Source organism: Clostridium sp. BNL1100, from assembly GCF_000244875.1.
Lineage (GTDB): Bacteria > Bacillota > Clostridia > Acetivibrionales > DSM-1351 > Ruminiclostridium.
On sequence record NC_016791.1, the window covers coordinates 4,185,100 to 4,199,640 of the forward strand.

General features: G+C 31.5%; 15 protein-coding genes. 1 reads left to right on the forward strand and 14 read right to left on the reverse strand.

Annotated elements, in window-relative coordinates; all coding sequences use genetic code 11:
• Positions 1 to 93: 93 nt before the first annotated feature.
• Complete coding sequence (locus CLO1100_RS17925; protein ID WP_014315184.1) at positions 94 to 846, forward strand: N-acetylmuramoyl-L-alanine amidase; 753 nt, start codon at positions 94 to 96, stop codon at positions 844 to 846.
• Here the strand turns inward: CLO1100_RS17925 and dusB are convergent.
• From dusB to CLO1100_RS17995, 14 genes are all read right to left on the reverse strand, one after another.
• A complete protein-coding gene (dusB, locus tag CLO1100_RS17930; protein WP_014315185.1) occupies positions 812 to 1,774 on the reverse strand; it encodes a tRNA dihydrouridine synthase DusB in 963 nt (320 codons plus the stop codon). The genes CLO1100_RS17925 and dusB overlap by 35 nt on opposite strands.
• A 118-nt stretch (positions 1,775 to 1,892) precedes the next feature.
• Positions 1,893 to 2,516, reverse strand: a complete 624-nt coding sequence (locus CLO1100_RS17935; RefSeq protein ID WP_014315186.1) for a class I SAM-dependent methyltransferase — start codon at positions 2,514 to 2,516, stop codon at positions 1,893 to 1,895.
• A gap of 542 nt (positions 2,517 to 3,058) precedes the next feature.
• Positions 3,059 to 3,301, reverse strand: coding sequence for a hemolysin XhlA family protein (locus tag CLO1100_RS17940; RefSeq protein ID WP_014315187.1), 243 nt, complete (start codon positions 3,299 to 3,301; stop codon positions 3,059 to 3,061).
• Between the two features lie 21 nt (positions 3,302 to 3,322).
• On the reverse strand, positions 3,323 to 4,450 hold the full coding sequence (locus CLO1100_RS17945; protein ID WP_014315188.1) for an Ig-like domain-containing protein: 1,128 nt from the start codon (positions 4,448 to 4,450) through the stop codon (positions 3,323 to 3,325).
• Between the two features lie 129 nt (positions 4,451 to 4,579).
• A complete protein-coding gene (locus tag CLO1100_RS17950; RefSeq protein WP_014315189.1) occupies positions 4,580 to 4,918 on the reverse strand; it encodes a hypothetical protein in 339 nt (112 codons plus the stop codon).
• A gap of 91 nt (positions 4,919 to 5,009) precedes the next feature.
• The gene (locus tag CLO1100_RS17955) at positions 5,010 to 5,372 is read right to left on the reverse strand and encodes a hypothetical protein (RefSeq protein ID WP_014315190.1); all 363 of its coding nucleotides are present in this window, start codon (positions 5,370 to 5,372) and stop codon (positions 5,010 to 5,012) included.
• 17 nt (positions 5,373 to 5,389) lie between these two features.
• Positions 5,390 to 5,716 (reverse strand): hypothetical protein, encoded by a 327-nt coding sequence (locus tag CLO1100_RS17960; RefSeq protein ID WP_014315191.1) that lies wholly within the window; start codon positions 5,714 to 5,716, stop codon positions 5,390 to 5,392.
• Positions 5,717 to 5,787: 71 nt separating this feature from the next.
• Complete coding sequence (locus CLO1100_RS17965) at positions 5,788 to 6,150, reverse strand: hypothetical protein (RefSeq protein WP_014315192.1); 363 nt, start codon at positions 6,148 to 6,150, stop codon at positions 5,788 to 5,790.
• A gap of 150 nt (positions 6,151 to 6,300) precedes the next feature.
• Entirely contained in the window at positions 6,301 to 6,903 is a 603-nt protein-coding gene (locus CLO1100_RS17970; RefSeq protein ID WP_014315193.1) for a recombinase family protein, read from the reverse strand.
• 511 nt (positions 6,904 to 7,414) lie between these two features.
• Positions 7,415 to 8,716 carry a phage portal protein gene (locus CLO1100_RS17975; RefSeq protein ID WP_014315194.1) on the reverse strand — a complete coding sequence of 434 codons (1,302 nt, stop codon included), beginning with the start codon at positions 8,714 to 8,716 and terminating at the stop codon, positions 7,415 to 7,417.
• Between the two features lie 124 nt (positions 8,717 to 8,840).
• Complete coding sequence (locus CLO1100_RS17980) at positions 8,841 to 10,412, reverse strand: terminase (RefSeq protein WP_014315195.1); 1,572 nt, start codon at positions 10,410 to 10,412, stop codon at positions 8,841 to 8,843.
• A 1-nt stretch (position 10,413) separates the two neighbouring features.
• Complete coding sequence (locus CLO1100_RS17985) at positions 10,414 to 10,815, reverse strand: hypothetical protein (protein WP_014315196.1); 402 nt, start codon at positions 10,813 to 10,815, stop codon at positions 10,414 to 10,416.
• Between the two features lie 76 nt (positions 10,816 to 10,891).
• Positions 10,892 to 12,877, reverse strand: coding sequence for a hypothetical protein (locus tag CLO1100_RS17990; protein ID WP_041700331.1), 1,986 nt, complete (start codon positions 12,875 to 12,877; stop codon positions 10,892 to 10,894).
• A gap of 733 nt (positions 12,878 to 13,610) precedes the next feature.
• On the reverse strand, positions 13,611 to 14,456 hold the full coding sequence (locus tag CLO1100_RS17995) for a hypothetical protein (RefSeq protein WP_014315200.1): 846 nt from the start codon (positions 14,454 to 14,456) through the stop codon (positions 13,611 to 13,613).
• Positions 14,457 to 14,541 lie beyond the last annotated feature (85 nt).

Sequence of the window (14,541 nt, forward strand, 5' to 3'; positions counted from 1 at the left end):
CAAATTTTACAAAAAGGTTGCAGATAACTGCAGCCTTTTTTGTTGTTCTTATGGTAGAATGATAATATGTCGCTTTTTAACGGAGGATTACATATGAAAATGGGTAAACTGATTGAAAAATTAAGCCGTAGACTTAGTCATAAAAATCTTATAACTATGATAGTTATCCTTTCAGTATCCATTATTGCATTATTAGGGGTTATTTTTAGAAACGATATTATGTTACCTCTCAGCAATCTCACATCCCCCAGTGAAGATTCCAATGCGGCTTCATTGCCTCCTTTGGTGTTAATAGACCCCGGACATGGAGGAAGCGAACCCGGTGCAGGCAGCGGTAAAATTAACGAAAAAGACATTACTCTGGCTATTTCATTGGAAGTAGAAAAAATCCTCAATGAAAAACATATTGATAATATACTTACAAGAAGGGATGATACTGCTGTAAGTCTGGAAGACAGAACAAAGCTTGCCAACGAAAAAAAATGCTCACTGTTTATAAGTATTCATAATAATTCTTTTACTGATCCGGCTTCTCATGGGATACTTACAACATATAACCCATATTCGCCTACAGGTGAGAGTAATGCGGAAATTATGCAGTCAAAGCTTAAAACACTTGGCATGTTTAACAGAAAAATCGTTCCACGCCCGAATTTGTACGTTCTACGTCGAACAGAAATGCCATCACTGCTTCTGGAAATAGGTTTTATTTCTAATAAGAATGATTTAAAACTCTTAACCTCTTCCGATTTCCAGAAGAAATGTGCCGTTCAAATTGTAAAAGGTATAGAAGAAATTCTGGAGGCAAATGCTACTGCCTCATCAGAAAGCTCTTTAAAAGACTGATAATTTCTTCTTTATCTGTCATTTGGAATATTTTTTGTTTTGTATACGCGGCATCCCTCATACCTTTTATATACCAGGCTATGTGTGAACGCATTTCCAGTATACCGGTTCTTTCACCTTTTAAGTCGATGAGCATATTCATGTGCCTTATAATTGTTTCAATTTTTTCTTCAGGAGATGGGTCAGGAATTATTGTTCCATCCTCAAGAAACCTGACTATTTTTTTAAATATCCACGGGTTTCCCTGTGCTCCTCTTCCAACCATTATTGCATCGCACCGTGTTTCTTCCAGAAGCTTTTGGGCTTCTCTTGGGCCGGTTACATCACCGTTTCCTATTACAGGTATTGAAACTGCCTCTTTTACCTGTCTTATAATGTCCCAGTCAGCTTTTCCGCTGTAGTACTGCTCCCTGGTTCTTCCGTGCACAGCAACGGCACTGGCCCCGTTTTCCTCAGCGATGCGTGCTATTTCAACCGCATTAATACGGCTATCATCCCAGCCCTTTCTTATCTTTACGGTTACAGGTTTTTGGGAAGCAGATACAACCGCTCTGATTATTTCTGCAATCAGTTCAGGATTTTTCATCAGTGCACTGCCCTCACCGTTTTTAGTTATTTTCGGAGCAGGACAGCCCATATTGATATCAATTATCGCTGCATCTGAAGCGTTCAGCTTCTCTGCAACCTCTGCCATGATTGTTGGATCAGAACCAAAAATCTGAACAGCCCCAGGCTTTTCTATCTCATGCATCAATGTAAGCTTATTGCTTTTATCATCATCATAGTGCATGCCTTTTGCACTTACCATCTCAGTATATACAAGACCACATTCCTGTTCCTTGCAAAGTACACGAAAAGGCATGTCTGTTACTCCAGCCATGGGAGCTAAAAATATATTGTTTTTTAATTCAACATTACCTATTTTCAAAAGTAGTAACCCTCATTTAATTTATTATTATATGAATATTATCTGTTGTAATCGCAATGATATTATAGCAATTTATGTGTTTCGGGTCAAAAGGATGATATTTAGAGCAATAGCTATACTATTTCTTGCATTTTATCAATAAAAACTTCATAGGAGGTTTATTTTCATTATCACTGTCTATTTCGTCAATCTCTGAGAATTCTACAAGTGCATATTGTTGAAAATCATTTTTTATTGACTCAGAATCATAAAAAAAGATTTTTACTCCTTCCATTGTTTCATAATAGCTTTCATTAAGTTTTTTGCCTTTTCCAAACATAGGAGCTTTTTTTGAAATAGCTGTAAATATCATATATCCACCTGGTTTTAATTGCTTATAACAATCGCTAATAAATTTTTCCCTCTCACTTTCGTTTAATAAATGGATAAGTGCATAGCTAAATATCCCTCCATAAAGCTTGTCTTCAAAAGGCATATCTTCAACTGAACCATGATAAATATTAATATTAATCCCATTTTGTCTTGCCAAAGTAATAGCTGTTTTTGAGATTTCGATTCCTGTAACATTTATGTTATTATCAATAAATATCTTTGCATTTCTTCCATAACCAATACCCGGTATTAATATGTCTTTTATGTTATTTGTAACAAACAAATCTTTTGCAATAATCGCTGATTCTGATGGCTTAAAACCCCACATTGTTTGTTTTTCTAAGAAATTTTTTTCCCAAAACTCCGTCATATTTAAGTCTCCGTATTCTTTAATTTGCTTTAATAATGTTTGAATTACTTATATTATAGACTGAAATTGTATTGAAAAAATGCAATATAGAAATATATTTTTGTAAATAGCCACCGTAGAGATTAATAAAGTTCTACTTTTTTCATTTTAACACTCCTGCCAAATTATATATGCATACATTTACAGTATTTACACTTTTATACAAGCAGCTAATTATTTAGGCTTGGACATGTCGGTGCTTATCAAAGTATAAAAAATACCAGTACCCTTTCGGATACTGGCATTCATAAAATTTTGGCGTCCCGGACAGGAATCGAACCCGCATCAGTGGAACCGGAATCCACCGCTTTATCCAAATCCTTGAAAGTCTTATTATAAGCGAATTTGCCAATTTTGTATTCATTACGGAACAGTGGACTAATCATTTTTTAATAACCAAAAAGTATTTAAAATTAATTAAGTCCACTGACATTATAACATGATTTTATCAAATATAAAATATAAGAAATACTCCTACCATTTACATATAGCAAACCTCTCCACTATTTAAATAAATGGCTCTGAATAGCATAAAAAAAGAACCCTACAAGAGAAGTTCCAAACATTCCTACCACTATTCCTATAAGCCATTTTAAAGTACCTACAAGGTTTGATATTTGACCGCATAAGTTCTTGATTTCATTCGTATTAGTTGCATCTGATTTTTCCAAAACATCAATCTTTTTATCATGTTCATCAAGCCTCTTCTCATGCTGATTAAATTTATCCTTAATTATTTCATCCATAATATCACCGTCACTTTCTTATTACCATGCAGCACTAAGCGTAATATAAACGTCTATGTAATTATTAGAACTATCAGTATTTTTTGTATCAATACATCTGATTTTCACCTGACCAGATGTATATTGATTTAGATTCTGAATACTAAATGTATTTGCACTCGTTATTGCAAATTGATAGTAACTAGAAGGTACAGAAGTTCCTGTAATATTTTGAATATTCCATGTTGTGGCTGTTAAAATCCCATCAACATACTTATTGCATGTAAATATTATTTTATCACCTTGTAGTATCTCTCTATCTGAAGGTGTAACTGTATAAACTGGCACTAGATTCTTCTTTTTGATTAAAAATGTCTTTGTCACTGTATAATAAGAATTTTCATTAATTTTTACTATTACATTAACCGCACCTTCTTTTATTCCAGATAATACCCCTGCGTCTGAAATGGTCGCAATGCTTGTATCATCTACAAAATAACTAAAACTAACAGTTTTTAAAGCAGTATCACCTTGTTTAAATTCTGCTATTATTTGCAATGATTCTCCTTCATTAACTTCAACTACAGTATTGATAATATTTAATGTATAAGAAGATTTATTTGCAATTTCATTTGCTAAATCATCGTCAGCAGCAACACTATCTAATGAGCAAGTAAGAATTATTAAATTATCCTTCGTCCTATCAATCCCAGTAACTTTCCATGCCCTACCAGTATTTATAAATCTATCATTTATATCTATTGTCTTTGTAAAATCCGTTACTGGGATAGTGAGTAATATCGTACCAGTAGGTAATGATATATATTGTCCACTGGTAACATCCATAACTTTACTTTCAAATGTTGAAGGAATTGATTTTAAAATACCTTTTATAATAAAGTTGACATTATACTGACATTTCTTAATAACAACCTTTTCATAAACTGCATTAAATGAAATCCCCTGAGATACAGCCAACCAACAATATCCATCATATTCAACTATATCTCCCTGCTTGCAGTTACCTAAACCGATAAACATATACTTAGTATCTTCACTGGCTTTATCTTCTATCTCCTTGAAAAATGCTTTCTGTTCACTACCATTTACTTTTACTGTCTTATAATTGCTTTTCATATGTTCCTTAAAGATATCTAGCAAAGTATTCATATTTCACCCTCTTTCTTCATTATAAAATGAATAATTATTGATGTAAATTCCGCTTTAAGTAGCAGGGTAATATAATTAATACCCCTAAAAAAACAAACGGAATTTAGGTCGTTTTTCTATCATTTTTACTTACTTTCTGGTAAACATTAAACTGAATGGACTATACTCTTCATTTACATCAGGAATTGAAGCAATTCTATCCTTTAAATCCTGAATTCTTTGTTTTAAAAACTTGGCTGCATCTGTAGTTGTTAGAAATTCTGTTTCAACCCTTCTCATAAGGTCAACATTGTTTGATACCGCTTCCAGAATGTCAATCACAGCAAATAATAATGATTTCTGCATAGTAGTTTTATCATAATTATCTGTGGCGGTAAGATTGTTTTCCTGTAAGAATGTAGTATATTCTTGGTCTGTAAAATACTCTTTGTTTGATAATTCAAGTTTTAATCGTTCTAATACTGTCATAAATTTATTTCCTTCCTTTCATAATTTTATATTTGATATAGTTTAAAAATAAGCATAAAAAAACCTCTAACTAAAGAGGTTTAAATTGATTTTATAAAAACATTTTATCAATATCTATTTTTGATATTGGTAATTGCTCGTTATACCAAATTTTCTTAAAACTTCTAAAATTATTGTATTCATAAATCATAGCATTGAAAAAAGTATTAAAATCAATTGTATATAAATATTTACTGACCCATCCAAAACCATTTCCTAACTCTTTTAGCCTTTCTTTACTAAGAAATGAAAATATTAAAATATAGCCATTTTCATAGCTATCCCTTAGTGCTTCTGTTCCTAAAAGAGTACTATTATTATAAGGATGGTCAAGAAATTCTGCTCTTATTTTTTTCCATTCTTCTAAATATTTATCATTACCCATTGGATAATGATGACCTAATTCTAAAAACATATTTATACCTCCTGACATTATCTAAGTTTATTTAATTCCTTAAAATAATCTTCTAAGTCCTGTTTTTCTTCTACTAAAAAATCAACAATTTCAACATCAGGCAAAGTCATTTTATCATCAAAAGTAAATATACCTATTCTGCTGTTAGGTATGAATTCACTTTTTGTAAAATAATTTTTTTGTTCTTTTCTACCTTTAAAAGGTATGTAAACAACTGCATAAGTTTTATTATCATCTATTACAATATTTTTTAGTTTATTCATTATCTCAATCCAATGCTTATTATTCATCTTAGCAAGGAATTGTTCTTTTTCCCAATATTCATAGTCACTCATTTTTTCCATAATCCATTCCTCCACACTTAAGACTATCATTTCTATATTTTTCAATGATTTTATTATAATAAGCCAATATATTATTTTTTTATTTCTTTTATATATAGCTTATATGGTTGTCCCTGCTTAATCTTTCCTCGTTCAATTAGATTAAATTCTACTAATTCATCAATCTTCTTTCTTACCGTATCACCAGTAGTAGTTCCTACAATATTGGCGATATCTTCTCCTGTTATAGTCACATAAAGACCGTTTTCGTCTTTTTCATTTTCTTTTTTTGATATTATTAAAAGCACACCATACAATATAGCCGAACTTTGGCTTACTCTTTTTCTATCACCTGCTCCGTTATATCTCGGATTAACAAGTAACTCAATAGGAACTGGAATAAATTCACCATAATACTCTAATAATTCCTTAATAAGAGAACCATCTTTGTTCATAATTCTTTCTCCCCCTCATTAACATTTTTTACCTATATTGTATTACTATTACACAAATTTTTCAATAAAATGTAAAATTTTCTCTGTGGGGATTTTTTGTGTTTGCTATATTTTCATTTTGAAAAATGGGGTAATGAAAAAGCCAACCATTTACTGATTGACTTTCTCTTTTTTTAGTATCTTAATGTACTTATCTAATGATGGTCTTGATATATCGCACATTCTAGCACATTCAGTTTTATTTATTTTGCCGTTCTTCAGTAGGTCATATGCTTTAATAACGCTTGCAGGTATATCTTCAATTGTAGTTGTAGGTCTACCAACAATAGAACCTTTTGCTTTAGCATTTGCCATACCGCTCTTTACCCTTTGACTTATTATGTTTCTTTCAAGTTCACTAAAGACACCCATCATTTTCAGCATACCTTCCGTCATTGGGTCAAGTTCCTTACTGCAATCAACAATAAAGTTACCTAGAATTAATTTAATTTTTCTATCCTTGGCAAACTCTATAATCTCACATAGTTGCTTAGTTGAACGAGTGATTCTGGATACCTCAGTTGCAACAATAGTATCACCACATTCAACTTTATCCATAAGCCTCTTCAATTGTTCTCTATCTGCCTTAGTCCCTGATTCATATTCCAGATATATATTACTCTCGGTCACTCCCTGTGACTTCAATTCTCTTGTCTGCCTAGTAATATCCTGCTTAGTTTCATTAGTTGAGCATCTTGCGTATCCATAAATCATATCGTTTACACCTCTTTGTTATTAGTTTCCTCTCCTATATATTACCATAGGATTGGTAATTTGTAAACAAAAAGGTATAGATAATTTTCTTTACAACTTTTCAATTAAAAATGGTCTGAAACATTGAAAATTCGTGATACTGTCAGTAGAATTATTCAACTCACCGATGTAAAGGATAACATTTGTTTTCTTTTACATATTTAGAATATCACTTTGCTGATATCGCAAAGTCAACATATCAGTAATCGTATCATTAATATCACCACTAGGTTACTGTTGTTGCTGATTTCGGCTAAAACTGTTAATAATAGTTGGGGGTTGGGTTTTCCGCATAAGAGTATGGGGGGCGGCTTCATCTATAACAGGGCAGTTTTCGTTGATAAAACTTAATCCCCTAAACTCAAAATAATTAACCTGAAAAATTAAAGATTTTTCTCAACTTTCTGAGAAACGGAAAACCCTTATATTTCAACTATTTTAGTACGAATTTCTAAATGATAATCACTTTCATTTACTCTTTATTCTCTCCAGTGTCAGAACCTTCTTTTTGAATCCTCTCCATTTCCATTGAAACATTATTGGTTAGCGGTGACTTCTCAATTATTGTCTGTTTACTTATAGCACCCATATCAAACTGAGTTTTCAAATTACTGATAACCTCTCCTGTTGCTACAGGAATACTATAATTGAACTCTACATCAACATACTCCCCTGTACTAAAATGTACTCCCTGCATATCTAATATTTTTGTTATTACATCAAACCTCTTCCTGAATCCCTCTTTCAACCATTTTTCACTTTGCATAGCCTTAACGCTTGCTAAATGGAATAATAATTTTAAACTAACCTCAGAAACATTGGCAACATTGCTATTACTTGAAATGATTCCAGGTATGCAAGCAATATCATTAAGCATCTGCTTTAAGTTATCAAGATATAATTTGATGGTATTATAGTCCATGTTAGTGGATACTACCTTGTAATCTCCCGCATCAAGATTAATGACATAACCTACTGCATCGGCAGGAATACTGCTTTCAATTCGTTGTCCAATAGCAACATTCATTGGATTTAAACTATTAGTATAAATAGAATCTCCCAACTTTGAATATATATCTTCCAGTTCGTCAAGAATCGGCTTAATATCATCCAATTCGCTCTTACCGAAATTATCATCCCAATCTGAATAATTATGATAATGAATCGGCAACCCCGCAACATTAATTTTAGTATCAATTAAATGAAGTTCTCCTCCCTCATTGCTCCAATGCTCTACATATGTAGGATAGTAAACATTATAGAAACTAATATTACTTACGGCATCTGTCCAATGCTCAACAAATCCGATATATTCTCCTGTATCATCTGAATATACAGGGAAACCATCTTCACTATTTATAAGTTTAGATTTTATGACTCCATCATTTATATATATAACTTCATAGCAATCAGCAAATTTATTTACCTTGTCCAATATTAGGAAATCCGTATTGTTAAACTGTCCTAACCTATAAACATTATTAAATTCCTTGACCATATTCTCAGTACCGCTCAATGATACTGACTTACCCAACAAGTATGTACTATGAAAATTCAAGATGGTCTTAGCATACTGGAGAATAATTTTTCTAGTAATAAATTCCTTGCCTTTATACTTAGCATCCTCTCTTAATAATACTTTATGAATACCTTTTAAATAGTTCCTATTATCAATAACCTTAGATATTCTTTCTATATGAAATCCCTTCTTAACCTCTTCGGAAAACCATTCCGTTGGGTTATCGTATTTATTTATATAATCTTGTAATGTCATGGCTTATACCTAACCTTTCTAAAAGTTTTGTACAAATAAAAAAAGCCTTATAGAAAAAACAATTTTGCAGTAGTAATGTAAATTTACTTCCACGCACAAAAGTTTTTATAAGTACCTTTTTGAATTAAAATGAATAATAAAAGGGTGACTTCATTCCTGCAATTGCAAGACACAAACTCATTACCAAGTCATCATGTCTACCAGAAATAGCACCCATTTTACCTGTATCAGATATTGAGAACACCTTCATTTCCTCTAATATCTCCTTGCTATTCAGTTGTATTTGCCCACACTCAAACATTTCACGGCAGTCATTTACAATTATACTTTTTGTCTTATTATTGGTATCAAATCCGACCTGCCACCTCTCACGATTAAATTCATCATATGACTTATATTTGTGCATATTCATGTAAGAATAATCGTATCTGAGCCTCTCCAATACAGAATGACCTCCACTGGCTTTCTCTACCGTCAATAATGCTTTGTTATAATAACGTCCAATATCATTGATAATCCCTGCAAATTCATATGGCTTGATTTTATTGTTCTTAAACATGGCAACTTCTTTTCCGTCTTTATCTAGGACAATAGCACAGGAACTATCAGAACCAATACCCTCTGAGCAATCCACACCAACATAATACCTTTGATTAGGTTTTGTTATATCATAAATAAAAAATGACCTGCCGTAATGATTCTGCAAGGTCACTGGTAATCCAGATATATTTGATTTTGGTATGTACCTCTCTTTTTTCTGGATAATTGACTTTTCAACCATATCAATTCTTTTATTATCAAAGATATTTGCTCCAGTGTTTATGAAGCACTCAATATCAGTCGATGGATATTCAACGTGGAAATCTTCCAAACTACTATCATTTATCTTATCCCTACGCCAAATTAATTGTTCAATGGTTGCTCCAAGTTCCAGTAGTTGATTTTCCTCTTCATCCAGTTCGTCAACTGTAAGCAATTTACCGTGTCTGGCTCTATATTTTTTTACTGCCTGTTGATACTGTTTTTCAAATAACCCTCTCCCGTTAATCCAGTTAAAGAAGAATGACTTATAACTATTTTCACTGTTCTTTGCCTGATAGTATGTATCTGCAAACATATTCAAACCACAAGCAGTAGATTCAATAAGAATCCTACCACTTTCTGATACGGCTTGAGTGATACTGTTTAATTGTTTCTCTGGATTCTTCCAAAATGCAAATTCTGATAAATGGACAATTCCATTTAAAGTATCCCCTCTCCCCAAATCTTGATTTCCTGCTGTTGTACAGGTGATTTTTGAACCATTTGACATCTTTAATTCCTGACGGTTATTGGTCATTAGTTTCGGTTTGATAAAATCAGGTACACTATTGAATTGTTGCTTTAATTTATCAAATATAGTATTTGTAGATTTTTGACTATGGCTCACCAGTAGACAGGTTGTATTAGGATGGACAATGCAAGCCCTGATACTAAGTGCTACAACTATAGATGATATTCCTAATTGTCTGCTTTTAAGGACTATGGATTGATTCTCCATTTCCTCTACAAACTTTCGTTGTTCATCTGTCGGTATAAACGGTACTATTTTACCACTCTTATCTGCAATCTTTATAAATGTCTTTATCCAATCAATCTCGTGTCCGTCCTGCCATAAGTATTCCAACTTCTTCATATCATCTGTAGATAGTGGCATATCACTCACCGCCTTTTTTCTTTAAAGCAGGAATATCTACATTTCTTAAAAAGTCATGTATTTCATCTGTTGACTCATTAAAAAATTCCGATTTACTAAATGATTCAATCCATTTAGCACTATTCACATCACCTTGTAATGCCTTTTCCAATTGTTTCTGATATATCTTAACCATATTAAGCGTTTTGGTTTTCTTCAAATAGAATTGCATTGCTTCCTGAACGTCTTGCCTTTTTATCCATTCCTTGGTGACTTCAAATGGCACATCCTGTAGATTTTTACGTGACAATTCTTCAAAAGGAATCCGTTCCTCCTCTGGTGTCATCCACCATTCCACAAAATAAGCTATTCGATTTGGTACAATTTCTTTTAATTGTGTTGTTAATGAAAACTCCTTTTTCATATTAATTTCACTTCCTCTCAAAAATAGAAAAAGGACTCCTATTTAGAAGCCCTCCAATAATGAAGGATGGACTGATTTAGTCCACCCTCATAATAATAAAAGGATATCCGTCTGTAGATATCCCAAGTTGTTCCTTTATTTCTTTGTTGACTCTGATTCGTTTGAATCCAAGTTTCTCTAATTGACCTCGCATTTTACGCAACTGTATTTCCGTTACTTCCCACCGATATTCCTTTGAAAGATACATAATCAATTCTTTTTCAGTTGTGTATCTTTTATCTTTTATTAATACCTGAATACAACTGGTAATCTTATCAACTCTCTCAGTACTTTTTTTGCTAGTTGTTCTATCAGTAATTTTTGTTATTATTTCACCAGTATCAATGTTTATAAATTCAGTTGCAACTTTTTTATGTTGTGGGTAAATATGTTGTGCAACTTCAAGTCCCTCTCCACGGTAAAACATTTCATATGAAGCACCTTTTACAGTATATCCATTATTCTTCCACTTAATCCCTTGTTGCTCAACGATGTTCAATTGTTCAAATACCCATGAAGGGATCGAATAGAAGTTTATTCTTTTGTCTGTACCCTTATCAATAGATAATGCCTGTGCCTTTTTAAGCATAACCTCTGGAATTTTATCATCATCAAGTTTTCTAACTAAATCATGGTAAACCAGCACCGCTATTCTTTGGCTTAACTTATTAAGATTATTAGCATAAGTTTTTGTAATCTTAGCCAACTCACTTAATGAAATAAAGAAAACAGCATCGCCATCAGAATTCATATAGTTATCTCCATAGATATTATCTTTAGCTATATGAACCAGTGTACAAAATAAATCCTTGACGTATCGTATATTTTTATCTGCCACTGGACATAGTTCTGCAAAAATATTCATATCCAATTTATAAAGGATACTGTCTAAGTTGGCTTTCTGCTCAATACTCCAACTGCTTTCCTTTATTGATAAATTGTAAATATTTTTAATGAATTCTATTGCCTTATACTCGCTCTTGAAATTACCTAACTTCTCAATCAGTTGCTTTACATTCATGGTAAGACCACAATTATCACTAAAGCATTTATAAAGCCATACACCTTCGTCATTTTTGAATACGCTAGCAGAAGGGCTATTGTCTTGGTGGAATAAACATTTAATTGATTTAGGATATTTTAACTCTAATAATTCAACCATATTGATATTATGATAAATGTAATACCAGAACTCAGAAACATTATTAAATTCAATAGGATTATTATTGATTTTTTCTTTAAGGTAATCAGCATTTCTTTCTCTTAATGCCTTTATGTTATAGTATTCTGTAGTGTTTTTAGAAAGGGGTACTAATATATTAGATAAGTTATTATATTCATTTAATATATTGGTACCCTTTTCTTGAACCTCTTTATTACCAACCTTTTTAGATACTTTATTGGTTGTATAGTTATTAATTTCTATATCCTTAGACATATTGATTAAAAAATCTGAATCAATAATGTTACCACTATCAAATACAATATTATTTCCTGCATAATAAAATCTATTGAGATTCTTACATTGTTCATCAACCTCTCCAATAGTATTCATAATATATAACTGTATCTTTTTAGCAGTAATAAAATCATCAATTGGCTTATCGAGAATGAATACTAATCTCATTTTATGCCAATTATCTTTATGACTAAAAGATGTATATATTAGGGTAGGAATAAGATTAATTTGTTTACAATAATCAATAATATCATCATATGTCCTATGTTTATTTATAAGATATTCTTTGCATAGTACCTGATAATCACTTTCACTCATTCCTTTTGGTCTTGAAGGTTTATTATCAATATCTATCATAAACATCTGCTGGGATTTCCAAGAATCCTCTTTTCCACCACAATATGATGGTCTTATTGTTTTCCCTTGTAGAATACTTTCCTTAATTTCATCTATTGAATACTCACTAGCAGTTTCTATACTCATCCTATTTACTATTTTTCCAACCTCGAAGCCAGAAGGTTTTGAGGTAAATAATTTATTATCTATTACGCATTTTATTTTCATATGTACATCACGATTCCTTTCAATGCAAAAGGCAACTACCAACATTGAGTCAGTAATTGCCCTTGTCGTTTTGTCTATGTGTTTTTTTGTTATTACTTTAAGTAATCGAGTACAAACAAATCTTTTCTACAATAACCTTGTAATAACAAATTTTCTCTTACTTCAAGCACCTTATCTATGAATTTTTCAATCAATTCACAGTATTGTTTATGCGAAAGTTCATTGTTATTACTAAACGAACCCATGTATTTATCAATGGCTCTGTTAAAGCCAAATGTTGTTTTTTATCCATTCTATTTTTTGGACATGAAAAAGACCTCCGTTTTTAGGAGGTCTTTCATATATTGGCTCCCTATTTAATAAATGTTTTGCATTTCTTTTCTTGTACCTTCATTATCTGTATACATGAGATACTTCGGATAATCTTTACCCTTACCTTTTATGAATATATATGTTGTCGTCCAATTCTTTTTCCTAAATTTGTTTAATTGTATTTGCATTAAAAACAATATTAATTTATTTAGCATAAGTAGTTCCCCCCTATTTAAGCAATAATTAACACTACATGTTCACATCTTTTTTTTTAATATCGTTTGAAAGCATTATAATATTTAAATCTTCATTGATTTTATTTAACCTTTTAATATTTTTTTTAATTTGTATATCGTTAATATTCCATCGAATATTTCTTATAAATCTTTTTATTTTATAAATCATAATATCACCATATCCTTTACATATTTAATAATCGTTGACTATAATTGAAAAAATCTTTTCTTGTCAATGCACAACTGAATATATTCTCTGAAATATCTTGCTTTGAGATATTAAGATTACATTTAGGTAATGATACTGCCTTATTCGTCAGTTCTTTACAAATTAAGAAATCAGTTTTGGGCATAAAAAAAGGAAGGTCAAATTCCTTCCTTAATCCTTCTAAATCAATATCTGTATTAAGTTTTTTATCCCATATTTCAATATTTTTATGTAGATTATATTTGTAAATAATCTTGTTGAAATCCTGTTGCGTATGTCGTTTAAGAACCTCATACAGTTCAGGAAATCCCATAACCTCTACCAAGTAATGTTTGTTTGAGATTTTATCATTTTGAAATGTACTATAAAAACCTTTATATGTGCTATCAATAGCAAGTAATATCATTTTACCCTCTTCGCTTTTGGGTAAAGGAATGTCATATAATGCCCATACAAGCAATAATGTACTACCGCAATATTTCTGGAAGTAATTACTTCTGCTTACCTTGTCGGCAACATTGAAATTTATACTCTGCTCATTACAATAATCATCTGTTGAAAGCATCACAACGTGATTATCAAAGCATTTAAAGTTCTTTATATTTACCGCTATATCTACACCTATTGGTCTTTTGCTTATATCCGCCTCATCTGTTACATAAACATTTGAGAAGTCATAAAAATATTGAATATCCCATCCTTTTACCTGCTTCAGTATTTCACATGAAAACAAACTATCAATATCATTACTTAAAATTAAGTCATAGTAATTCCTTTCTTTCCACCACTCAGGAAATTTATTTATGTAGTCGACCTTTATCATTTTGCATATTTGTTAGTTATTTGTTGCTATCTGCTCGCATATGTCCTACCTTGTATCTCCAGTAGTGCCTTATAAATAATTTTCA